24 protein-coding genes are annotated in these 21920 nt (G+C 62.3%); 2 read left to right on the forward strand and 22 right to left on the reverse strand.

What is annotated here, in order from left to right:
* Positions 1-36 precede the first annotated feature (36 nt).
* From nagZ to NCT04_RS10370, 22 genes are all read right to left on the reverse strand, one after another.
* Positions 37-1065 carry a beta-N-acetylhexosaminidase gene (nagZ, locus tag NCT04_RS10265; RefSeq protein WP_244825792.1) on the reverse strand — a complete coding sequence of 343 codons (1029 nt, stop codon included), beginning with the start codon at positions 1063-1065 and terminating at the stop codon, positions 37-39.
* Between the two features lie 72 nt (positions 1066-1137).
* Complete coding sequence (gene acpS, locus NCT04_RS10270) at positions 1138-1539, reverse strand: holo-ACP synthase (RefSeq protein WP_250465258.1); 402 nt, start codon at positions 1537-1539, stop codon at positions 1138-1140.
* A gap of 7 nt (positions 1540-1546) precedes the next feature.
* Positions 1547-2320 (reverse strand): pyridoxine 5'-phosphate synthase, encoded by a 774-nt coding sequence (pdxJ, locus tag NCT04_RS10275; RefSeq protein WP_250465259.1) that lies wholly within the window; start codon positions 2318-2320, stop codon positions 1547-1549.
* On the reverse strand, positions 2317-3273 hold the full coding sequence (recO, locus tag NCT04_RS10280; protein ID WP_250465260.1) for a DNA repair protein RecO: 957 nt from the start codon (positions 3271-3273) through the stop codon (positions 2317-2319). Before recO ends, pdxJ begins: the two co-directional genes overlap by 4 nt.
* A gap of 17 nt (positions 3274-3290) precedes the next feature.
* Positions 3291-4190 carry a GTPase Era gene (era, locus tag NCT04_RS10285; protein WP_244825801.1) on the reverse strand — a complete coding sequence of 300 codons (900 nt, stop codon included), beginning with the start codon at positions 4188-4190 and terminating at the stop codon, positions 3291-3293.
* 48 nt (positions 4191-4238) lie between these two features.
* On the reverse strand, positions 4239-5357 hold the full coding sequence (rnc, locus tag NCT04_RS10290; RefSeq protein ID WP_250465261.1) for a ribonuclease III: 1119 nt from the start codon (positions 5355-5357) through the stop codon (positions 4239-4241).
* Positions 5358-5498: 141 nt separating this feature from the next.
* Complete coding sequence (gene lepB / locus NCT04_RS10295; RefSeq protein WP_244825803.1) at positions 5499-6392, reverse strand: signal peptidase I; 894 nt, start codon at positions 6390-6392, stop codon at positions 5499-5501.
* Between the two features lie 63 nt (positions 6393-6455).
* A complete protein-coding gene (gene lepA / locus NCT04_RS10300; protein WP_244825804.1) occupies positions 6456-8246 on the reverse strand; it encodes a translation elongation factor 4 in 1791 nt (596 codons plus the stop codon).
* A 116-nt stretch (positions 8247-8362) separates the two neighbouring features.
* A complete protein-coding gene (locus NCT04_RS10305; protein ID WP_250465262.1) occupies positions 8363-8617 on the reverse strand; it encodes a glutaredoxin family protein in 255 nt (84 codons plus the stop codon).
* A gap of 5 nt (positions 8618-8622) precedes the next feature.
* Entirely contained in the window at positions 8623-10191 is a 1569-nt protein-coding gene (locus tag NCT04_RS10310) for a DegQ family serine endoprotease (RefSeq protein ID WP_250465263.1), read from the reverse strand.
* Positions 10192-10209: 18 nt separating this feature from the next.
* Complete coding sequence (locus tag NCT04_RS10315; protein ID WP_250465264.1) at positions 10210-11253, reverse strand: MucB/RseB C-terminal domain-containing protein; 1044 nt, start codon at positions 11251-11253, stop codon at positions 10210-10212.
* Positions 11254-11257: 4 nt separating this feature from the next.
* Positions 11258-11881, reverse strand: coding sequence for a sigma-E factor negative regulatory protein (locus tag NCT04_RS10320; RefSeq protein ID WP_250465265.1), 624 nt, complete (start codon positions 11879-11881; stop codon positions 11258-11260).
* Between the two features lie 82 nt (positions 11882-11963).
* A complete protein-coding gene (rpoE, locus tag NCT04_RS10325) occupies positions 11964-12563 on the reverse strand; it encodes an RNA polymerase sigma factor RpoE (RefSeq protein ID WP_244825810.1) in 600 nt (199 codons plus the stop codon).
* A 96-nt stretch (positions 12564-12659) separates the two neighbouring features.
* Entirely contained in the window at positions 12660-13124 is a 465-nt protein-coding gene (locus NCT04_RS10330; protein ID WP_250465266.1) for a protein YgfX, read from the reverse strand.
* A gap of 29 nt (positions 13125-13153) precedes the next feature.
* A complete protein-coding gene (gene fabF, locus NCT04_RS10335; protein WP_250465267.1) occupies positions 13154-14392 on the reverse strand; it encodes a beta-ketoacyl-ACP synthase II in 1239 nt (412 codons plus the stop codon).
* 146 nt (positions 14393-14538) lie between these two features.
* Positions 14539-14778, reverse strand: coding sequence for an acyl carrier protein (gene acpP / locus NCT04_RS10340; RefSeq protein ID WP_004197638.1), 240 nt, complete (start codon positions 14776-14778; stop codon positions 14539-14541).
* A 266-nt stretch (positions 14779-15044) separates the two neighbouring features.
* Entirely contained in the window at positions 15045-15785 is a 741-nt protein-coding gene (gene fabG, locus NCT04_RS10345) for a 3-oxoacyl-ACP reductase FabG (RefSeq protein ID WP_244825814.1), read from the reverse strand.
* Between the two features lie 13 nt (positions 15786-15798).
* On the reverse strand, positions 15799-16731 hold the full coding sequence (gene fabD / locus NCT04_RS10350) for an ACP S-malonyltransferase (protein WP_250465268.1): 933 nt from the start codon (positions 16729-16731) through the stop codon (positions 15799-15801).
* A gap of 174 nt (positions 16732-16905) precedes the next feature.
* On the reverse strand, positions 16906-17895 hold the full coding sequence (locus NCT04_RS10355; RefSeq protein WP_244825818.1) for a beta-ketoacyl-ACP synthase III: 990 nt from the start codon (positions 17893-17895) through the stop codon (positions 16906-16908).
* Positions 17895-19034 carry a phosphate acyltransferase PlsX gene (gene plsX, locus NCT04_RS10360; protein ID WP_244825820.1) on the reverse strand — a complete coding sequence of 380 codons (1140 nt, stop codon included), beginning with the start codon at positions 19032-19034 and terminating at the stop codon, positions 17895-17897. Before plsX ends, NCT04_RS10355 begins: the two co-directional genes overlap by 1 nt.
* A gap of 133 nt (positions 19035-19167) precedes the next feature.
* On the reverse strand, positions 19168-19347 hold the full coding sequence (gene rpmF, locus NCT04_RS10365) for a 50S ribosomal protein L32 (protein ID WP_007741736.1): 180 nt from the start codon (positions 19345-19347) through the stop codon (positions 19168-19170).
* Positions 19348-19529: 182 nt separating this feature from the next.
* The gene (locus tag NCT04_RS10370; protein WP_244825822.1) at positions 19530-20153 is read right to left on the reverse strand and encodes a YceD family protein; all 624 of its coding nucleotides are present in this window, start codon (positions 20151-20153) and stop codon (positions 19530-19532) included.
* Between the two features lie 404 nt (positions 20154-20557).
* On the opposite strand from NCT04_RS10370, the gene NCT04_RS10375 reads away from it, so the two are divergent.
* Both NCT04_RS10375 and NCT04_RS10380 read left to right on the forward strand, forming a co-directional pair.
* Positions 20558-21178, forward strand: a complete 621-nt coding sequence (locus tag NCT04_RS10375) for a Maf-like protein (RefSeq protein ID WP_250465269.1) — start codon at positions 20558-20560, stop codon at positions 21176-21178.
* Complete coding sequence (locus NCT04_RS10380) at positions 21175-21894, forward strand: SAM-dependent methyltransferase (protein WP_250465270.1); 720 nt, start codon at positions 21175-21177, stop codon at positions 21892-21894. Before NCT04_RS10375 ends, NCT04_RS10380 begins: the two co-directional genes overlap by 4 nt.
* Positions 21895-21920: the final 26 nt, after the last annotated feature.

Genomic DNA, 21920 nt, shown 5'->3' on the forward strand with positions numbered 1-21920 from the left:
GCCGTGGCGGACGTTGACTTGCTTTCGCCGATCGCCTCAACCCAACGCGCTCTTCACCAGCTCCCGTGCCGCCCGATATTCCGCCTGCCCCTGCAACTTGCTCCAGCGCGGCGCCTTGCCACGCGGACGCATCTGCTTGAGACGCTGCTCGGATGCCTTCGTAGGCGTATAGCGCAACTGGTTCAGCACCTTGCCCGCCTCTTTTGGCTGATTGCAGATGAGCACCATGTCGCAGCCCGCGGTGAGCGCGGCGCTCGCCGCTTCGGTGAGCGTGCCGCCGGCGCGCGCGGCTTCCATCGAAAGATCGTCGCTGAAGATCGCGCCATTGAAGCCCAGCTTGCCGCGCAAAATGTCCTGCAGCCAGATACGCGAGAAGCCCGCGGGTTTGTCGTCGACTTGCGTGTAGATCACGTGCGCCGGAATGACAGACGCCAGCGACAAGCCGAGCCAGTCGTAAGGACGGATATCGGCGGCGAGGATCTCTTCGAGCGAGCGATCGTCCGTGGGCAACGCGACGTGAGAATCCGCCGAGGCGAACCCGTGTCCAGGAAAGTGCTTCCCGCAATTGGCCATGCCGGCAAGCGCAAGCCCATGATTCAGGCTCTTGGCAAGCAGCGTCACTACACGCGGATCGCCATGCAACGCACGATCGCCAATGACCTGCGACTGACCGTAGTTCAGGTCGAGCACCGGCGTAAAACTCATGTCGATGCCGCACGCGCGCAATTCCGAAGCGAGCACGTAACCGAACGCCGTCGCCACCTTGGTGGCCGCGAGCACGTCCTTGTCCCACAGCGCGCCGAGCTTTCCAGGCGCGGGCAGCACCGTGAAGCCATCGGTGCGAAAGCGCTGCACGCGTCCGCCTTCGTGATCGACTGCGATAAGAATGTCTTCGCGTACCGCGCGAATCGCATCGGTCAATGCGACGAGTTGCGCGCGATCCTTGAAGTGCCGCGCGAAGAGAATGATGCCGCCCGTCATCGGATTCGAGATGCGCTCGATATCCGCGTCGTTGAGCGTCGTGCCCTCGACATCGAGCATGACTGGGCCGGGAGTGCGTTTCATCGAATTCAATTGGATCGTTACCGTCGTTGTTGGAGTGATGCCCTGCCCTGAAGCGCGCATGTCCCCGCGCTATCACGCATCCGGCGTTTCGGCGATGACGAACGACACCGCGTAATCGCGCTCGTCGCTGACCGTCACCTGCGCCGTGATATTGCGCTCGGCAAGCCATGTGGCCAGTTCGCCCGATGCCTTGACGACCGGCTTGCCGCTCGCCTCGTTGAGCGTCTGAAGCGCGCGCCAGGTCATCGGCCAGCGCATGCCGAGGCCGATCGCCTTCGAGAATGCTTCCTTGGCGGAAAAGCGCGTCGCGAGAAACGCGAGGCCGCGCACTTCGGACCGCGCGCGCCGCGCATGATAGATGCGCAACTCGTCCGGCCCGAGCACTTTTTCGGCAAAGCGCCCCTTGGTGCGCTCCATCACCGCCGCCACGCGGCTCACCTGCACGATGTCCGTGCCGATTCCGTAGATCGCCATGATGTGCTCAGCGCTTCGTCTGCGCGGCGAGGCGCGATGCGACCATGATCGCTTTCATCTCGCGCACCGCGTTGTCCCAGCCCGCGAAGATCGCGTGCGCGACGATCGCGTGGCCAATGTTCAATTCGACGATGCCATCGAGCGCGGCGATTGGCTGGACGTTGGTGTAATGCAGACCGTGGCCCGCGTTCACCTTGAGCCCGAGCGAGTTGCCGAAATCGACGCTCGTCGCGACGCGCTCGAATTCGCGGCGCTGTGCGGCTTCATCGTGCGCTTCGGCATAGCTGCCCGTGTGCAGTTCGATGACTGGCGCGAGCGCTTCCTTGGCCGCGCGAATCTGCGTCTCGTCAGGATCGATGAATAGCGATACGCGGATGCCCGCATCGGCCAACTGCCTGCACGCGGCCTTCACGGCTTCGAACTGGCCGGCGACATCGAGACCGCCTTCGGTCGTCAGTTCCGAGCGCTTTTCTGGCACGAGGCAGACGTCTTGCGGCTTGATCTCGCACGCGATGTCGAGCATCTCGCGCGTCACGGCGCATTCGAGATTCATGCGCGTGCCGAGCAGCGGTCGAAGCGTGCGCACGTCGGCATCGACGATATGACGGCGATCTTCGCGCAGATGCAGCGTAATGCCGTCCGCGCCCGCTTCTTCGGCGGCGAGCGCGGCGCGGATAGGATCGGGATAGGTCGTGCCGCGCGCCTGGCGCAGCGTGGCCACGTGATCGATGTTCACGCCGAGATCGATCACGCTGGCAGGCGATGTGAGAAAGAAGCTCATAGATTTTGCAGGTCTAACAGGATCTGACGAGTGGCGAGCGGCGTGCCGCCCAGATAGACGTTGAGCAAAAAGCGCATCAGCGTCTTGCTTTGCGCGGCGGTTTGCGCGCTGGTGTAATCGTCGCGCTCCATGTCGATGAGTGTCTGACCGAAGATGACCGGCCATTGCGCGGGCAAGTCGTCGGAGGCTTCGCGTACGCCACGCTCGGGATCGAACATATAGCGGCCTTCGGGCACGACGCTCTGACGCGTCACGGTGCGCGTGAGCGCCATGGCGTAGCCGGTTTCCTTGAGCAAGACGCGCTCGAAGGAACGCAGCACCTGCACGGCGGGTTCGTCGTGCGCGAGGCGCGAAAGCGTGAGCACATAATGATTGAAAAGCGCCGGATGCGCGTCTTCACGCGCGCAAAATTTGACCAGCAACTCGTTGACGTAGAAGCCGCAGAGAAGCGCGTCGCCGGTCAGGGGCAGCATGCCGCCGACCCATTCCGCCGTGGTCAGCGTGCGGACTTCGCCCTTGCCCGTCCATGAAAGACCAAGCGGCTGGAAGGTTTGCAGCACACCGCGCAGCGCGGAATGCGGACGCTTTGCGCCCTTCGCGACCAGCGCGATACGGCCATGATCGCGCGAGAAGACATCGATGATGAGACTGGTCTCGCGATACGGATAGCTATGCAGCACGAAGCCCGGCTGCTCACTGACGCGAAAGTCGGAACGCGGACGCGGCGACGGCTTGTCTTGCGGGGAGTTAGACGAAGAAGAAGCGGGCGCGCGTTTGCGTTTGGGCGCGGCGCGCGTCGGGCGTTCGGTTGCGTCGAAATCATCCTCGCTTGCCGGACGGCTGCTTGCTTCGGATTGGCTCGCGCGCGCAGTACGCTCGCTCGCATCGAACTCGTCCCTGGCGGGATCATCGGCGGGCGCGGATATCCGGGCGTCGTTCGTGCCGTCGTCCATGGATCATTCGCAAAAGGTCATTCGTAGCCGTAAGCGCGCAGGCCCGCTTCGTTGTCGGCCCAGCCGCTCTTGACCTTGACGAAGGTTTCCAGATACACGGGACCGTCGAAGAGCTTTTCCATGTCGAGCCGCGCCTCGGTGCTGATCGTTTTGAGCTTCGCGCCCTTCTGGCCGATGATCATTGCCTTGTGGCCGTCGCGATCGACGAGAATGGTCGCGAAGATACGGCGCAGGCGCCCTTCCGTCTCGAACTTGTCGATCAGCACCGTGCTCGTGTAGGGCAACTCGTCGCCGGTCCAGCGGAACACTTTCTCGCGCAGGATTTCGGCCGCAAGAAAGCGCTCGCTGCGATCCGTCAGATCGTCTTCGCCGTAGATAGGCTCGCCTTCAGGCAGATACGGCTTGATGACCGCCATGAGTCGCGTGATGTCGTCGGTATTCTTCGCCGACAACGGCACGATCTCGCGGAAGTCGCGCAGCGCGGACATCTGCTGCATGAACGGGAACAACGAGGCCTTGTCGCCCACGCGGTCGAGCTTGTTCGCAATCAGAATGGTGGGCGTGCCGGTCGGGATCAGGTCGAGCACGCGCTGGTCGTCCGGGCCGAAGCGGCCTGCCTCGATCACGAAGAGAATGGCATCGACCGAGGAAAGCGTGGACGTCACCGCGCGATTCAGCGAGCGGTTGAGCGCGCCGCTATGGCGCGTCTGGAAGCCAGGGGTATCGACGAAAATATACTGCGCGTCGTCGAGCGTGTGAATGCCGGTGATTCGGTGCCGCGTCGTCTGCGCCTTGCGCGAGGTGATGCTCACCTTCTGGCCGACGAGCGCGTTCATCAGCGTGGATTTGCCGACGTTGGGGCGGCCGACGATCGCGACCATGCCGCAGCGGAAACCGGAAGATGTGGGAGCGTTCATAGAATGTGTTCGTTATGCGCAGATGCGCGTGGCGCCTGGTGATGCGCTTTAGTGACCGGCGTCGGCGGCGCGCACGACGCGGGGCGCGGGCGCTTCCGGGCTCGCGCTGCTACGGCTTTCGTTGCTGCTTTTGTCCGCGGGCGAATCTGCCTCGCTCGTGACCGCATGACTGCCCTCGGCAACCGGCGGCGCTTCGCTCTTGCTCGAACGTTCCGGCCGATGGATCACCACGCGCTCCGGCTTGTCCGACGCCGCGAACGACGCCGCCGATGGCTCGACATGCGTTGCGCGGATCACGGCGAGTGGCGCGGTGGACGGCTTGTCTTCAGCGTGTGCATGCGAGCCGTGATGTACTCGGTCGCGATCCCGCTCGCGCCGGTCCGGCGAGCGCAGATCGAGCGCAGCCTGCACGCCTGTCACGCCCGGAACGACTTCGGCTTCCGCCAGCTTCGCGGCCCGCGCGCCCTTGCGTTTGGGCTTGACGGCGAGCGTCGGAGCGGCGGCCATGACGTCGTCGAGCGCTTTTTTCGCCGCGGCTTGCTCCGCCGCACGACGGCTCGCGCCCGAACCGGACACTTTCACGTCCAGTTTCGGCACCGAGCATTCCACTTCGAATTGCTGATTGTGGGCCGCGCCGTGCGTGGCGACGACGGTGTAAGTCGGCAGCGCGATCTTGTGGCCCTGAAGATATTCCTGCAGCAGCGTTTTTGCGTCTTTGCCGATGGTGCGCGGATCGATGTGATCCAGCACCGCCGTATAAAGCCGCTTGATGACGGTGTACGCGGCGTCGAAACCGCCGTCGAGGAAGATCGCCCCGAAGATGGCTTCGAGCGTATCCGCGAGAATCGACGGCCGGCGAAAACCGCCGCTGCGCAATTCGCCTTCGCCGAGACGAAGACATTCGGACACGTTCAGCGCCTGCGCGATTTCATACAACGACTGCTGTTTGACGAGATTCGCTCGCACGCGCGAAAGATCGCCTTCGTCGAGCTTGCCGAATCGCTGGAACAAAAGCGCGGCCACCACGCAATTTAGAACGGAATCGCCGAGAAATTCGAGCCGTTCATTGTGCGTGGCGCTGTGACTACGGTGTGTCATCGCCTGGCGCAGCAATTCCGCATTGCGAAATTCGTACCGCAACCGGCTTTCCAACGGAGAAGAGGGCATGGACAGAGTATAACGCGCCCGCGCGGACGGTCGATTCCGCCCGGCGGGCCAGGAAAACACGTGGCGAGACGGTGTTAGCCGCGCTTCTTCACGCCGTTTCGAAGCATTGTCGGGGCGCGTTACGCGCGAACTCGCGCCCGATCAATCGAACGAACCGATACGCTTCAGATTGCTGAAGTTCATCCAGATGAAAAACGCGCGACCGACGATATTCGCGTCCGGCACGAAGCCCCAGTAGCGGCTGTCGGCACTGTTGTCGCGGTTGTCGCCCATCATGAAGTAATGGCCCGGCGGCACCTTGCACGTCACGCCTTGCGCGTTGTAGTTGCAGTTGTCGCGAAACGGGTAGTCGTCTGCGCCCATGACGAACGGCGGCACTTGCGGATTGTTCAGGATGGCGTTCTTGCGGCCGTCGAGGTCTTCGACGAACTGCTTCGCGTAACCAACCCGCTCTTCGTCGAAGTAATCGGGCAGCGGCGTTTCGGGCACCGGTTTGCCGTTGATCGTGAGCTTCTTGTCTTCATACGCGATGGTGTCGCCCGGCAGGCCGATCACGCGCTTGATGTAGTCGACCGACTCGTCCTTCGGATAGCGGAACACGACCACATCGCCGCGCGACAGCGGCTTGCCGCTGGTCAGCTTGGTATTGCTGATCGGCAGACGCAGGCCGTATTCGTACTTGTTCACGAGGATGAAGTCGCCGACGAGCAAGGTTGGCACCATGGAGCCCGACGGAATCTTGAACGGCTCGACGACGAACGAGCGCACCACGAACACCGCGAGGATCACGGGGAAAAAGCTCGCCGTGTATTCGAGCCACCACGGCTGACGCAGCTTGTCGTCATGCAGACGGGCGCGCGTCTGCGCGGCATTTTCATCGGCGAAACGCTCGCCCACGCGTTCCTGTTGACGGTCGAACTCGGCGACCGCGGCATCCGCCGAACGGCGGCGCTGCGGCTGGAACACCAGCTTGTCCAGCACCCATGCAATGCCCGTCAACACGACGAGAATCAGGAGAATCAGTGCGAAATTCATTCAATCGCTTCCGGTTGTTATCTTCAGTTCTTGTTATTGGCGTTCAGGCGCACCAGGCGGGACTTAGTCGTCCACACGCAGGATCGCGAGGAAAGCCTCCTGCGGGATTTCGACCGAGCCGACCTGCTTCATGCGCTTCTTGCCCGCCTTCTGCTTTTCGAGCAGCTTCTTCTTACGTGAAATGTCGCCGCCGTAACACTTGGCGAGCACGTTCTTGCGCAAGGCCTTGATGTTCTCGCGCGCGATGATGTTCGAGCCGATGGTCGCTTGAATTGCCACGTCGTACATCTGGCGCGGGATGAGTTCGCGCATCTTCGACGCCACTTCGCGCCCGCGATGCTGGCTTTGCGAACGATGCACGATGACCGAGAGCGCATCGACCTTGTCGCCGTTGATGAGCATGTCGACCTTCACGACATCCGCCGCGCGATATTCCTTGAACTCGTAATCCATTGACGCATAGCCGCGCGAAGTGGACTTCAGCCGGTCGAAAAAGTCGAGCACGATTTCGGCCATGGGAATTTCATAGGTGAGCTGCACCTGCCGGCCGTGATACTGCATGTTGGTTTGCTGGCCGCGCTTGTTCGTACAGAGCGTGATGACCGAGCCGACATATTCCTGCGGCATATAGAGGTTCACGGTGACGATAGGCTCACGCACTTCCTCGATCTTCGGCGGCTCAGGCATCTTGGCCGGATTCTCGACCGAGATGGTGGTGCCGTCGCGTTGCAGGACCTGATAGATCACCGTGGGCGCGGTGGTGATGAGGTCCATGTCGAATTCGCGCTCGAGCCGCTCCTGCACGATTTCCATGTGCAGAAGGCCGAGAAAGCCGCAACGAAAACCGAAGCCCAGCGCTTGCGAGACTTCCGGCTCGTACTGCAGCGACGCGTCGTTCAGCTTCAACTTTTCGAGCGATTCGCGCAGCGCGTCGTACTGGTTCGCTTCGACCGGATAGAGACCCGCGAACACCTGCGGCTTCACTTCCTTGAAGCCCGGCAGCGGCTCGGCGGCGGGACGGTTGGTGAGCGTGACGGTATCGCCCACTTTTGCCGCCGTCAGTTCCTTGATGCCCGCGATGACGAAGCCCACCTGCCCCGCCGACAACTGCGAGAGGTTGGTCGACTTCGGCGCGAACACGCCGAGATGCTCGACCGGATACTGCGCGCCGGTCGCCATCATCTTGATCTTGTCTCGCGGACGCAGCGTGCCGTTGACGATACGCACCAGCATGACCACGCCGACGTAATTGTCGAACCACGAGTCGATGATGAGCGCCTGCAACGGCGCTTCCGTGTCGCCCTTCGGCGGCGGCACTTTGAGAATGAGCGATTCGAGCACGTCTTCCACGCCCAGACCGGTCTTCGCGCTGCAATGCACGGCGTCCGTCGCGTCGATACCGATCACGTCTTCGATCTCGGTGATTGCGTTCTCGGGGTTGGCGGCCGGCAAGTCGATCTTGTTCAGCACCGGCACGACTTCGACGCCGAGCTCGATGGCGGTGTAGCAGTTTGCGACTGTCTGCGCCTCGACGCCCTGGCTGGCATCGACGACGAGGAGCGCGCCTTCGCATGCGGAAAGCGAGCGGCTGACTTCATAGGAGAAGTCGACGTGTCCGGGGGTATCGATCAGATTGAGGTTGTAGACCTTACCGTCGCGCGCCTTGTAGGTCAGCGCGGCCGTCTGCGCCTTGATGGTGATGCCACGCTCGCGTTCCAGGTCCATTGAATCGAGCACCTGCGCTTCCATCTCCCGGTCGGACAGACCGCCGCACAACTGGATGATGCGGTCAGCGAGCGTGGACTTGCCGTGATCGATGTGCGCAATGATCGAAAAGTTACGAATATGATTCATTCAGTGCCGATCAAGCGAAAAAGGCGCGCCCTCGAATAACGCGGAGCACGCCTTGAAAATTTGGGGAAAACTTCAGCATTTTAGCCGAAATAGGGATGGGCCGGCGCTTTTCGCCTTTAGCCCTGATCGAGCGCCGCCCTGACCGCGTTTGCGTCGAGCCGATACTGGCATAGTTCGACGCCTGCCAGCATCAGCACCGGCACGCGCTCGTCGTAACGCGCTTCGAGCGCCGGATCCTCGTCGATATCGATCCAAAGAATTGCTCGGCCAAACTGCTCTGCGATGGGTTCGAGCTCGGCGCGCATGTCCTCGCAGAGATGACACCAGGCGCGACCATACAGGATAAATGGCGCGCCCGGTGACTGGCTCATGTCGATTACTTTTGCGCCGGCACGCGCGGGCGCAACGGCACGAACTGTGTGTTGTCGCCGCGCCGCACGAGCACCGCGATCATCTTGCTGGCGTCGAGGTTCTGCGCCACGGCCTCGAACTGCTTGGAACTCGTGATGTCGGTATCGCCGACGCGCAGGATGATGTCGCCCTTCTGAAAGCCCGCGCGCGCGGCCGGACCTTCCACTGCATCGACCTGTACACCGTTCGTCAGCTTGAGCGACTTCTTCTGATCAGCCGTGAGGTCGCTGACCGCGAGTCCCAGGGAATTGCTGGCGCGTTCCTTCGGCTGCGTCGGCTTCTTCTGCTCGGTCTTCGCAACCTTGTCCGGCTGCATCTCGGCAATCGTAATAGGCAGATCGCGCGACTGGCCCTTGCGCCAGACCGTGATGGTGGCCTTGGCGCCCGGCTTCGTGTCGCCGACCATGCGCGGCAGATCGGTGGCCGTCTCCACGTTCACGCCATTGAACTTGAGAATGATGTCGCCCGGCTGCACGCCCGCCTTGTCCGCGGGACCGCCCGATTCCACGCTCGACACGAGCGCACCCTGCGCCTTCGGCAGACCGAGCGAGTCGGCGACGTCCTTCGTCACTTCGCCGATCGCCACCGCGATACGTCCGCGCGTGACCTTGCCCGTCGTCTTCAACTGGTCCGCGACGCGGATGGCTTCGTCGATCGGAATGGCGAACGAGATGCCCATGAAGCCGCCGGTGCGGCTGTAGATCTGCGAATTGATGCCGATCACCTCGCCCGCCATGTTGATGAGCGGACCGCCCGAGTTGCCCGGATTGACCGCCACATCGGTCTGGATGAACGGCAGATAGTCGCCGGTGTCGCGACCCTTCGCGCTGACGATGCCCGCCGTCACCGTGTTGTCGAGGCCGAACGGCGAGCCGATGGCGAGTACCCATTCGCCCACGCGCACCTTGTTCGAGTCGCCGATGGTGATCGCCGGCAGATTCGCCGCGCTGATCTTCACGACGGCCACATCCGTGCGCTCGTCCACGCCCACGAGACGCGCCTTGAACTCGCGCTTGTCGGTGAGCGTGACGTAGATGGTGTCCGCGTCGTCCACGACGTGGGCATTGGTCATCACATAGCCGTCCGTGGACAGGATGAAGCCCGAGCCTACGCCACTGCTTTGTTCCGAGTTGTCCTGGCTGTCGTCGGGCGTGCGGCTGCCGCCCTTGCCCTGATCGCCGCCGCTGCCGCCACCGCCTTGTCCGCCGCCGCCACCCTGGCCACCGCCACCGCCGCCACCGCCGTTTCCGCGCGGCGAGCCGGGCTGACCGGGCATCGGAATACCGAAAAAGCGCCGGAAGAATTCGGACATGTCGCCTTCATCGAGGCCAGGCGGCAAACCACGCAGGTCGCTGCTCGACCCGACACGCGACGTCGTGCGGATATTGACGACCGAAGGCCCCACCTTGTCGACCAGCGTGGTGAAGTCGGGCAGATTCACCGTTGGCACTGCCGCTGCTGTCTGCGAGAGGAACGGCAGGCACACGGCGAGCGCCGCGGCCGCGAAGAACTTGCGCAGCGAGTAGTTGCTCATATGTCTAAGGCCGAGGGATTACTTGGAAGGCTTGTATTCTATGGCAGAAGCAAATTGCTGCAACGTGGATTGCGGCACCTCACCCAGCAAGGTAATCCAGAAATCGCCGCGGCGCTTGACGAGTACATGAGTCGCGCCGCTATTACCGGCGCCTTCCTTGCGCGCGCTTTTCTCCACCGGTTCGATAAAAACCGAGATGGCGGCGAGGCCGTCGGAGAACACGGCCTGATCGACCGGGATGGCCGGCTGGCCTTGCTGGCTCGACGCCATCGGACGGCGCAACTCGCGAATCTTGCGAAAGCCCGCGATATTCGGCGTGAGTTGCCAGCCTTGCGCTTCGATATCCACCGGCTGCACGGGAGGCCGCACCGTGGTCCAGCCCGCCGTGCTGCGCATGCCGCTTGCAATCGACGCCTTGTCGATCGCCCCGCCTATACGCACCTGAGAGAACGAAAGCTGTTCCAACACCTGGCCGTCCGGATCGAGCGTCTGGGCGCGCAATAGCAAGCCAGTCTTGGCATCTGCCCAAAGCTTGTACGCGAACCGGTAAGAATCTTTTGGATCGAGTTCGAGCACTTGGCTTTCGAGCCCCGCCACGCGGTCGGTGCCCAAGAGCTTCGGTTCGTAGACGGACAGAACCTGATCGCCGCTCGTCGATAACAAAGCGGGAAAAGAATCCTTGCTCTGCCGATGTTCGACCACGAGCAGATGGCGCTCCGGGACGAACGTGTACATGTCGTCGTCGTGACGAAGCATGCGGCGCGGGGCGCCGTCGAGACTTTCGAGCGATTCGTATTCGCCGTCGCCGCGCGTGGCGACATGCGTGATGCGCGACGACTGCACCGTCGCACCGCGCTGATAAACGAAAGTACCCTCGTAATTCTGCTGCTGGGCCGCTTCGTGAATGCGGTTAAGCAGAGTGGCGGCTGTCTTGCGCTGGGCGGCGGGGTTGTCCCCCTGAGCGAAACTGCTCGATGCCGCCGCGAACAACGCGGCTGCGCAAAGCATCAACGCCGGCAGCCGCCCCCAATATCTAGTTTTATTCAACCGCACACTCGCCATCAGGTTATTGGCCCTGCGTCGTCACCGCCGCGCGAATCAAAGGCATGGAGCCGGGCATGGCCGGCTGCTGGGAGAACTGCTGATGCGCTTCGAGGTATTGATCGAGGCTCGCGTCGCGGATGATGTTCGCCTCCACCACCGGCGCGCGCGTGCTGACCGCCGGCACGGACGCCATGGCGACGCGCTGAACCGAGTCGCCCTGCGTGCTTGCCACTGGCGCGCCCAGACGGCTGTCGACGCCCTGCAACTGCGGCACGACGATCCACGTGAGCGTGGCAGCCGCCGCGGCAACGGCGAAAGCCGGCACGACACGACGGCGCAACATGCCGCCACGCGCCTTCTGTGTCTGTGCCACCGCAGCTGGCGCCAGCACATGCGCCTCAGCCTCGAAACGCGCTGCAAATGCTGTCATGAACGCGCTGCTCTTCGCCGGGCTTTCTGCCAGATCGTCGGAACGCAGTGCGTCGCCGATCAGGTGATAGTCCGACCATGACGCGCGGTCACGGTTATTCAGTTCAGCAAGAAACTGGCTGATATTTCCGAGTTCGTCGAGCGACTCGCCGTCCACGAACGCGGAGACGCGCTCACCGCGCGAACTGTTATTCGATTGCACCGGAACCGACCCCATGATGCTCCCCATCTCTGACACCACCCCGTAGTGACACCACCTAACCCAGATATTGCGTCCCTGCCCCGGGGCGACGCGCTGCCTACCAGCGCTTGCCTTCAGGAGTGTCCAACAACGGACGCAATTTTGCCGCAATGGCTTCGCGAGCACGGAAAATTCTTGATCTGACGGTGCCGATTGGGCATGCCATCATTTCGGCGATTTCTTCGTAACTTAAACCCTCGATTTCCCGGAGCGTGATGGCGGTGCGTAACTCCTCGGGCAGCAGCGCCATCGCAGCATTGACCGTCTGGGCAATCTGCTTGCTCATCAACATCGACTCGGGCGTGTTGATATCCCTTAGTTGGTCTGCATCGGAGAAAGTTTCCGCTTCTTCTGCATCGGCTTCGGTAGAAGTTGGAGCGCGGCGTCCTTGAGTGGCAAGGTAATTCTTTGCCGTGTTGACCGCAATCCGGTAGAGCCAGGTGTAGAAGGCCGATTCGCCGCGAAACTGCGGCAGCGCGCGATAAGCCTTGATAAAGGCGTCCTGGGCGACGTCCTCGACCTCGGCGGGGTCGCGCACGAGGCGCGAGATCAGTCGAATGATCTTGCGGTGGTATTTGGCGACCAGCAGTTCGAACGCGGCCTTGTCACCTTTTTGGACACGCTCGACCAGCAATTGGTCGATTTCTTTTTCGCTCACCTGGAAAATCCGTTTCACTTTGGGGAGTTGCGCGGACGGCTATTGTAGCCTCCCGGCCTTCGCGTTATCCCGGATGCTCATCGACCGTTACAGTCTTTACAGGAAAGAGCTAGCCGCGCGGCGGGCGCTGACTGAAAGCTGGCGGAAAGTATCGGCGTCGAGGGAATCGGCGGCGATGAGCAGTGCTTCGCGGCGTTTTTTTTCCGTCGACACGTCGAGCGCGAGCAAGCGCCCGCTCCACTGTGCGCAGCCGATGATGCGCCAATAGCGCGCGTTCCCGGCACGGTCCCAGACGGTCAAGCCCTCCGCATGCAGACCGATGGCCGCCGGTTGCCGACACGCCCAGCGCCGCGCAGCCAAACCGAGCGTAGCGACGCATGTTGCAGAGGCGGCGAAGGCATCGAACGCGCCGGCGTGCCCGTGTACGCACTGGAACACCGCGAAACCGGCGACGACGATGAACCCGAGCAGCGCGGCCTGCAGAAAACGCGACGGCCGCAGCGCGATGCGCGGCGGCGTGCCGGCATTTCGTTGCGGCCGATCGACATACACGCTCGTCATTCCGTTCCCGTCCCGACGAGCGTGCGTGCTCAGTGACGCTTGAAGACGAGCGAACCATTCGTTCCGCCGAAGCCGAACGAATTCTTCACCGCGACGTCGATCTTCAATTCCCGCGCGGTGTTCGCGCAGTAGTCCAGGTCGCACTGCGGGTCCTGGTTGAAGATGTTGATGGTCGGCGGCGAAATCTGGTTATGGATCGCGAGCACGGTAAAGACCGACTCCAGTCCGCCCGCGCCGCCCAGCAAGTGGCCGGTCATCGACTTGGTGGAATTGACGACGACGCTCTTCGCGTGATCGCCGAGCGCGCGCTTGATGCCCGTGGTTTCCGCGATATCGCCGAGCGGCGTGGACGTGCCGTGCGCGTTCACGTAGTTCACTTCGTCGACATTGACCTTCGCGTTCTTCAACGCGTTGACCATGGCGCGGCGGCCGCCGTCGCCGTCTTCGGGCGGCGCGGTCATGTGATAGGCGTCGCCGCTCATGCCGTAGCCGAGCACTTCCGCATAGATCTTCGCGCCGCGCGCCTTCGCGTGCTCGTACTCTTCGAGCACCATCACGCCCGCGCCTTCGCCAAGCACGAAGCCGTCGCGGTCGGTGTCCCACGGACGGCTGGCCGTGGCGGGGTCGTCGTTACGCTGCGAGAGAGCGCGCGCCGCCGCAAAGCCGCCGATACCGAGCGGAGAAACCGTGGCTTCCGCGCCGCCCGCGATCATCACGTCCGCGTCGCCGTATTCGATCAAACGCGATGCTTCGCCGATGCAGTGCAAACCGGTCGTGCAAGCCGTGACGATGGCCAGATTCGGACCCTTGAGACCGAAGCGGATGGACAGATGACCGGAGATCATGTTGATGATCGACGCCGGCACGAAGAACGGCGAAATACGGCGCGGACCGCGATTGAGCAGCTCGGTTTGGGTGACTTCGATCATCGGCAAGCCGCCGATGCCCGAACCCACCACCACGCCCACGCGCTCCGCGTTTTCCTCGGTGATTTCGAGGCCGCTGTCCTGCATGGCCTGCACGCCGGCCGCAAAGCCGTAATGGATGAAGGTATCCATGTGGCGCGCTTCTTTGGCGGGCATGTAGTCTTCGATGTTGAAGCCCTTCACTTCGCCCGCGAAACGCGTGGAGAAGTTCGTGGCATCGAACTTGGTGATGTTGGCGATGCCCGACTTGCCCGCGACCAGATTCGCCCAGCCGTCGGCAACGGTATTGCCGACAGGCGAAACGAGCCCAAGGCCTGTAACAACAACTCGACGACGGCTCACGATAACCCCTTATCCATAGAATGACGAAAAACAAAAGCCACAGCGGCCACAGGAAACCGCCCTGTGTGCCCTGTGGCTGTTAAATCGGTCTGAGCAGCGACAAAACATCTGGCTCGATGAGCGATGAGTCGCTGGCGCGTCCGGCCTTAGGCCTTGACGTTGGCGCGAGCGTAGTCGATTGCTTGCTGAACCGTGGTGATCTTTTCTGCCTCTTCATCGGGAATTTCCATGCCGAACTCGTCTTCCAGTGCCATCACCAGTTCGACGGTATCGAGCGAGTCAGCGCCGAGATCGTTGACGAACGAAGCTTCGTTCTTGATTTCAGCTTCGGCCACGCCAAGTTGTTCGGCGACGATCTTCTTCACGCGCTGTTCGATGTTGTCCATGCAGCCCTCCGAGGGATAAAAAGTTCAAAAATACGAGTGCGCGCATTTTATCAGGTTTGGACCCGCAAAATACGGCGCGTCAGTTCCATGCTGCGCTGCCCGACGCGCTCCTACAAGAGGGCTTGCCGGGCTTCACAGCGATTTTTTCTGCCACCGAGTCCGGCGGTGCGCGCCATGCCTTGAGCATTTTGCGCGCCCGTCTCGGCGCGGATATTAAGCGAAAAACGGCGAAATGCCTATTGCGCCCTTTCCTCGCCTTTACAGCTTTACATGTACATGCCGCCGTTCACGTGCAAGGTCGTGCCGGTGATGTATCCAGCGAACGGCGACGCCAGGAACGACACAGCATGCGCGATATCTTCCGGGCTGCCCAGTCGGCCAAGTGGTATCTGCGCGGTAAGCGCGGTGCGCTGCTCTTCGGGCAAAACCTTGGTCATGTCAGTATCGATGAAACCCGGCGCGATGCAGTTCACCGTAATGCCGCGGCTGCCGATCTCGCGTGCGAGCGCCCGCGTCATGCCCGCCACGCCCGCCTTCGCCGCCGCATAGTTGGCCTGGCCGGGATTGCCCGACGAGCCGACCACCGACGTGATGTTGATGATGCGCCCGCCCCGCGCCTTCATCATGGGGCGCAGGACGGCGCGTGATAGACGAAACACGGCGCGCAGATTGGTGTCGATGACGGCGTCGAATTCGTCGTCTTTCATGCGCATGGCGAGCTGATCTTTGGTGATGCCCGCGTTGTTCACGAGAATGTTCAGGCCACCGAACTCCTTGACCGTGGACTCGATGAACGAGTCCGCGGCGGCTGCGTCGTTGACGTCGAGCACCGCGCCGCGACCCTTGCCGCCCGCTTGCTGCAACGCTTCGCCGATGCCGGCCGCGCCGCTTTCGCTTGTCGCCGTGCCGATGACCGTCGCGCCCTGCCGCGCGAGTTCCAGCGCGATTGCCCGGCCAATGCCGCGCGACGCGCCCGTGACGATAGCTACCTGATTGTCCAGATTCATTGTTCCACTCCGACTATGCAGCGATCAGTTTGCGCGTTTCTTCGAGCGATGCCAGATCGAAAATCGATCCGCCGACGAGGTTGCCGTCGATCCGCTTCGTGAGACCCGCGAGCACCTTGCCCGGACCGCATTCAATCACGTGCGTGACGCCTTCGCGCGCAATCGCCTGCACGCATTCGACCCAGCGCACCGGGCCTGCTGCCTGACGCACGAGCGCGTCCTTGATAGCGGCGGGATCGGAGACGTTTGCCACGTCGATGTTATTGATCAGCGGAATCCGCGGCGCCTCGATGTCGACCTTCGCGAGGTAATCGCGCAACTGGTCCGAAGCGGGCTTGAGCAGCGACGAATGAAACGGCGCGGAAACCGGCAGCGGCAGCGCGCGCTTCGCGCCCTTCGCCTTCGCGACTTCGCATGCCTTTTCGACGGCCGCCTTGGAGCCCGCGATCACGACTTGCGCCGGCGCGTTGAAGTTGACGGCTTCGACCACGCCCGCCGACGACGCTTCGGCGCAGACGGCGCGCACGGTGTCGTCGTCGAGACCCAGGATCGCGGCCATGCCGCCGACGCCCACCGGAACCGCGCTCTGCATTGCTTGCGCGCGGAATCGCACGAGCGGCACGGCATCCGCGAAAGCCAGCGCGCCGGCCGCGACGAGCGCGGTGTATTCGCCGAGGCTATGGCCTGCAACGATCGCCGGCTTCAGACCGATTTCCGCTTCCCACACGCGGTAAATGGCATAAGCCGCCGTCAGCATGACGGGCTGTGTGTTGGTCGTGAGATTCAGCTCTTCGGCCGGACCTTCGGCGATCAGCTTGCCTAGATCCTGGCCGAGCGCATCGGATGCCTGCTGCACGGTGTCGCGCACGACGGCGTGATCGGCGAATGCGTTGAGCATGCCGATCGACTGCGAACCCTGGCCGGGGAAAACGAACGCAAATTTCATATCGTCCTCGTTGGATTGGAACGATCCGCCTCTCTGCGCCGGCCGGCAAATGGCCGACGCCGGCTGTGCTTGCGCCGCGCGCGCATGGTGCGGACGCGGCGGCCTTTTCAGCGGATCGAATTCAGATTGATGGGGATCGAGAAGATTGAGGAAGAAAGCGAGTGGCTTGAGCGATCAATAGCGGAAGACCGACGCGCCCCACGTGAAGCCGCCGCCCACGCCTTCGATCAGCACGTTTTGGCCACGCTTGATACGCCCGTCGCGCACGGCGACATCGAGCGCGAGCGGAATCGATGCCGCCGACGTATTGCCATGCTCGCCCACCGTCACGACCATGCGCTCCTGCGGCAGATGCAGCTTGCGGCAAGTGCTCTGCATGATGCGGATATTGGCTTGATGGGGGATCAGCCAGTCGATGTCGTTCGGCGTGAGCTTCGCTTTCTCCAGCGCTTCGATAGCCACTTTTTCGAGCACGTTGACGGCGAGCTTGAACACCGCCTGGCCATCCATGTGCAGGAACGCGCTGCCGGAAATCACACCGCCGTTCACGTTGCCCGGCGTGCAGAGAATGTCGGAATAGCTGCCGTCCGCATGCAGCGCGCTCGACAGCACGCCCGCTTCCTCGGACGCCTGCAGCACGACCGCTCCCGCGCCGTCGCCAAACAGCACGCAGGTCGTACGGTCCTTGAAGTCGAGAATGCGCGAGAACGTTTCCGCGCCGACGACGAGCGCCGTGCGATTCAGACCGCTGCGAATGAAACTGTCCGCCGTCGCGACGCCATAAGCGAAACCGGAACAGACGGCCTGCACGTCGAACGCCGCGCCGTTGTTCTTGATGCCGAGCTTGTTCTGCAAGAGACACGCCGTGCTCGGAAACACGAAGTCCGGCGTGGAGGTTGCCACGATAATGAGATCGATGGATTGCGGGTCGATGCCCGCCGCCTCGATGGCTCGTTGCGATGCGACCAGCGCGAGATCGCTCGTGGTTTGATCGGGAGCCGCAAAGTGCCGTGCGTGAATGCCGGTTCGCGCGACGATCCATTCGTCGCTCGTCTCGACGCCTTCTTTAGCGAGACGGTCCGCCAATGCCTGATTCGTAACGCGCTCGGCCGGCAGATAGCTGCCTGTGCCGAGCACTCGAGCGTAAAGATTGGATTGAGCCATTATGCCTTCGAGTGTAGCGCAGTCCCCGAGGCGTCCGGCGGATTCGGACGCGAGTTCGGCTGCGGGTTCAGTTCCGTCGCGACGCCGCTTGCGGCATCGGTGGCGGAAGTGCTCGCGGCGCCTTCGCGCGCGGCAGGCGCATTCTCCTCCATTGCGCGCACGAGACGTTCGAGCACACCATTTTTGACGGCATCATACCCGCGTTTGATGGCCCACTCAAACCCGAAGGCTTCGGCCGATCCGTGGCTCTTGATCACGAGGCCGCGCAATCCCAGCAAGGCGGCGCCGTTATATTGCGCGGGATCGACGCGCTTCTTGAAACGCTTGAGAACGGGCAGCGCCACGAGCGCCATCAGCTTGCTCGGCAGGTTGCGGCTGAACTCTTCCTTGATGATGTCGGCGAGCATTTTCGCGAGACCTTCAGAAGTCTTCAACGCGACATTGCCGACGAAGCCGTCGCAGACCACAACATCGGTCGTGCCTTTATAGATGTCGTTGCCTTCCACGTTGCCGTAGAAGTTGAGCGTGCTCGCACGCAGCAGTTCGCCCGCGCGCTTGATCGTTTCGTTGCCCTTGATGACTTCTTCGCCGATATTGAGCAAGCCGATGGTCGGCCGCTCGCGCCCTTCGATCGCCGAAACGAGCGCATGGCCCATTTCCGCGAACTGCAGCAGATGCTCGGGTTCGCAGTCGACATTGGCGCCGAGATCGAGCACGGTGGTGTAGCCCTTCTGGCTCGGCATGGCGAACGCGATGGCCGGCCGCTCGATACCGGCGAGCGTTTTCAGCACATAGCGGGAGACCGCCATGAGCGCGCCGGTGTTGCCGGCGGAGATGCAGGTTTGCGCCTCGCCCTCTTTGACGAGGTTGAGCGCGACGCGCATCGACGAATCTTTCTTCTTGCGCAGCGCGACTTCGACGGGGTCGTCCATGGCGACGACTTCGGTCGCGGGAACGACGGTCAGGCGTGGTTCGTCCAGCGCCTTCAATTTTTTCAATTGCGCGCGAATGGACTGCTCGATGCCGACGAGCATCAGATGCGCGTCGGGATGCGCGCGCACGAAATTGACGGCAGCGGGAACGGTCACGGCCGGACCGTGATCGCCTCCCATGCAGTCAATGGTTATCTTTACGGTCATGGGAAGCGACGAATTTCAGGCACAAAAAAGCGGCAGTGAAATGCCGCCTTCTTGTCGTACCGGGAAAGTGTCAAAAGCGTAGCAGGCGCGAGCGTCCGCTGTGCGGTGACGCATCAGGCCAAGCGCGAAACGCTTAGTCGTTCTTCGTCTTGACGACTTTCTTGCCACGATAGTAGCCATTCGGGCTCACGTGGTGACGCAGATGCACTTCACCCGTGCTCGGCTCAACTGCCAGCGGCGCTGCGTTGAGGAAGTCGTGGGAACGGTGCATGCCGCGCTTCGACGGCGACTTCTTGTTTTGCTGAACTGCCATGATTACTCCAGAAAAATTTTGCGAATTCTAACACAGCCCGAACCGCCGACAGCCCTCGACCTGCAGGCCATCGGGTTGATCGTGAGCGCTTCGCGCCACCAGTTTGTTGCGTGCTGCCGATGCTGCTAGAGCTTTGCCCTGGCTCATTGCCAACATTGCCAAGGCTCGAGCTTTGAGTCCGTTCAATGCTTCTTGTCGTCCTTGAGCTTCTGCAGAACGGCAAACGGATTGGGCTTGTCCGATTTTCCGGAAGCGCCCGGTTCGCCGTCCGCTTCGCCTGCTTCGTCACCGTCTTCGCCCTGGAGCAAACTTTCATGCACCTTCGGGCAGACGTTGTGCTTCGGCACGAGCGGCAAGGCCAACAACAACTCTTCTTCGATCAAGTCGATCAGATCGAACTGATGCGAGCCTACGATCACATCGACTTCATCGTCGTCGAGCGGATACTCGTCCGCTTCTTCTTCCGTCGCCACGATCCGATCAGTCGCATCGACATCGAGATGCTGCGAATACGGCAAAAGACAGCGCTGGCACATCAGATAAACCGAGCCGTGCACCGCGAGGCGCAAATAAGGCTGCGGCGCTTCCGTGCCGTTGTCCTGCAATTCCGGCTGGGTCGATCCCTCGGCCTGCCAGGTGAACACCGTGTCGCGGTCTGGCGCATCTGCCGGCACTTCGGCTAACATGCGCGGCAGTTGTGAAACGCGGACCGCGCCCGCTGCCTGCCTGCCGCTCTTGGCAAAATCGTAAAGATCGAGCGCGCGCGGATTGGCGGGGCTCGCAGGTTTGCCAGGATTCTGAGTCATGTGCGCTCCTGCTATGTGCCGTGCGTTGTTCGTACGTGTTTCGTTCGGGTGCGGTCGGCGCTTCGGTTAGCGCTTGAGTCTGCACTTGGCTACGCGCCCGCTGCTACAGTCCGGTACTGCTACGAGTCAGTATGCACCGCCCGGTGCCAAAAGGCAGGCGTGGCTTGCCCGGATTTGCAGCACGACGTCAAACGTGCTTTGTTTGCGTCACCTTTGTTGCGCCGCCTTCGTTAATTCCGCGGTACTAGGATACTAGTTATCCCTTTCCGACTCACCGGCTAGGGCGCCCAAGCGCCGTACCGATGAAAAGCCCAAAACTATAACGGCTTTGTTCTTTCGAGTCAAACACTTAAGGACTCGTTCGCAACCCGTCGTTTTTCACCCATTTTTGCTGATTTCCGTTTATGTCCGACGTTTTTGCTTCGTCTTCGCCCACGCGACGCCTGGTTCTGGCGTCGGGTTCGCCATATCGGCGCGAGTTATTGGCGCGTTTGCGCATACCTTTCGATGTCATCGTGTCCGGTGTCGATGAAACGCCGCTTGCCGGCGAATCGCCCGAGGCAACGGCCGTGCGTCTTTCCATTGCCAAGGCGCGCGCGGCGGCCGTCGAGGCGCCGGGCGCGCTCGTGATCGGCTCCGATCAGGTCGCGACCTTCGACGGACGTCAGATCGGCAAGCCCGGCACGCACGACAACGCCGTCGCGCAACTGCGCGCGATGCGCGGCCGCAGCGTCGACTTCCACAGCGCGCTGTGCGTGTTCGACAGCGCCACGGAAAACGTGCAATCGGCCGATATCGTCACCCGCGTGCAGTTTCGCGATTACACGGACGCCGAAATCGAAGCCTACCTTCGCGCCGAAACGCCCTACGACTGCGCGGGCAGCGCCAAGTCCGAAGGGCTCGGCATTGCATTGCTCGATGCGATCGACTCCGACGATCCCACCGCGCTCATCGGCCTGCCGCTCATCGCGCTGAGCAAGATGTTGCGTGCGGCCGCTTTTCCCCTTCTCGGAGCGGCAGCATGAGCGGCGTCCTTTATCTGATCCCCAATACGCTTGGCGAAGGCGATGCCGAAGCACTCGCGCAAGTGCTGCCCGAGCCGGTGCGCGCGCAGGCAGCCGCGCTAGGTTATTACATCGGCGAGAACGCCAAGACGACGCGCGCATTCCTCAAGAAAGTAGGCACGACGCGGCCGATTCAGGAAATCGAGGTTCGGGAGCTGAACGTCAATACGCCGCCCGGCGAAATCGACAAACTGCTCGCGCCGATTCTCGCCGGCGCCGACGCGGGACTCGTCTCGGAAGCCGGCTGCCCCGCCGTCGCCGATCCGGGCGCGCTGCTCGTGCGGCGCGCGCATCAGCGAGGCGTGAAGGTCGTGCCGTTCGTCGGACCGAGTTCAATTCTGCTCGCGCTCATGGCGTCGGGCATGAACGGCCAGAGCTTCGCGTTCAACGGCTATCTTCCCGTGGAGGCCGCCGAGCGCGGCAAGCGCCTGCGCGAGCTGGAACAACTGTCGCGCAAGGCGAACCAGACGCAGATTTTCATCGAAACACCGTATCGCAATCGGGCGATGCTGGACACGCTCATCGCGACCTGCGCGCCGTCGACGCTGATCTGCGTCGCGGTGGATTTGACGCTGCCCGGCGAAACCATCGTGACGCGCACGGCAGCGGACTGGAAGAAGCAAGCCGCGCCGGAATTGCACAAACGGCCGGCGATTTTTCTGTTGCTGGGGGCTTGAGGTCGGTGCGGTCAGGCGTGGGTTTG

The organism is Caballeronia sp. GAFFF2, assembly GCF_023631485.1.
Classification (GTDB): domain Bacteria; phylum Pseudomonadota; class Gammaproteobacteria; order Burkholderiales; family Burkholderiaceae; genus Caballeronia.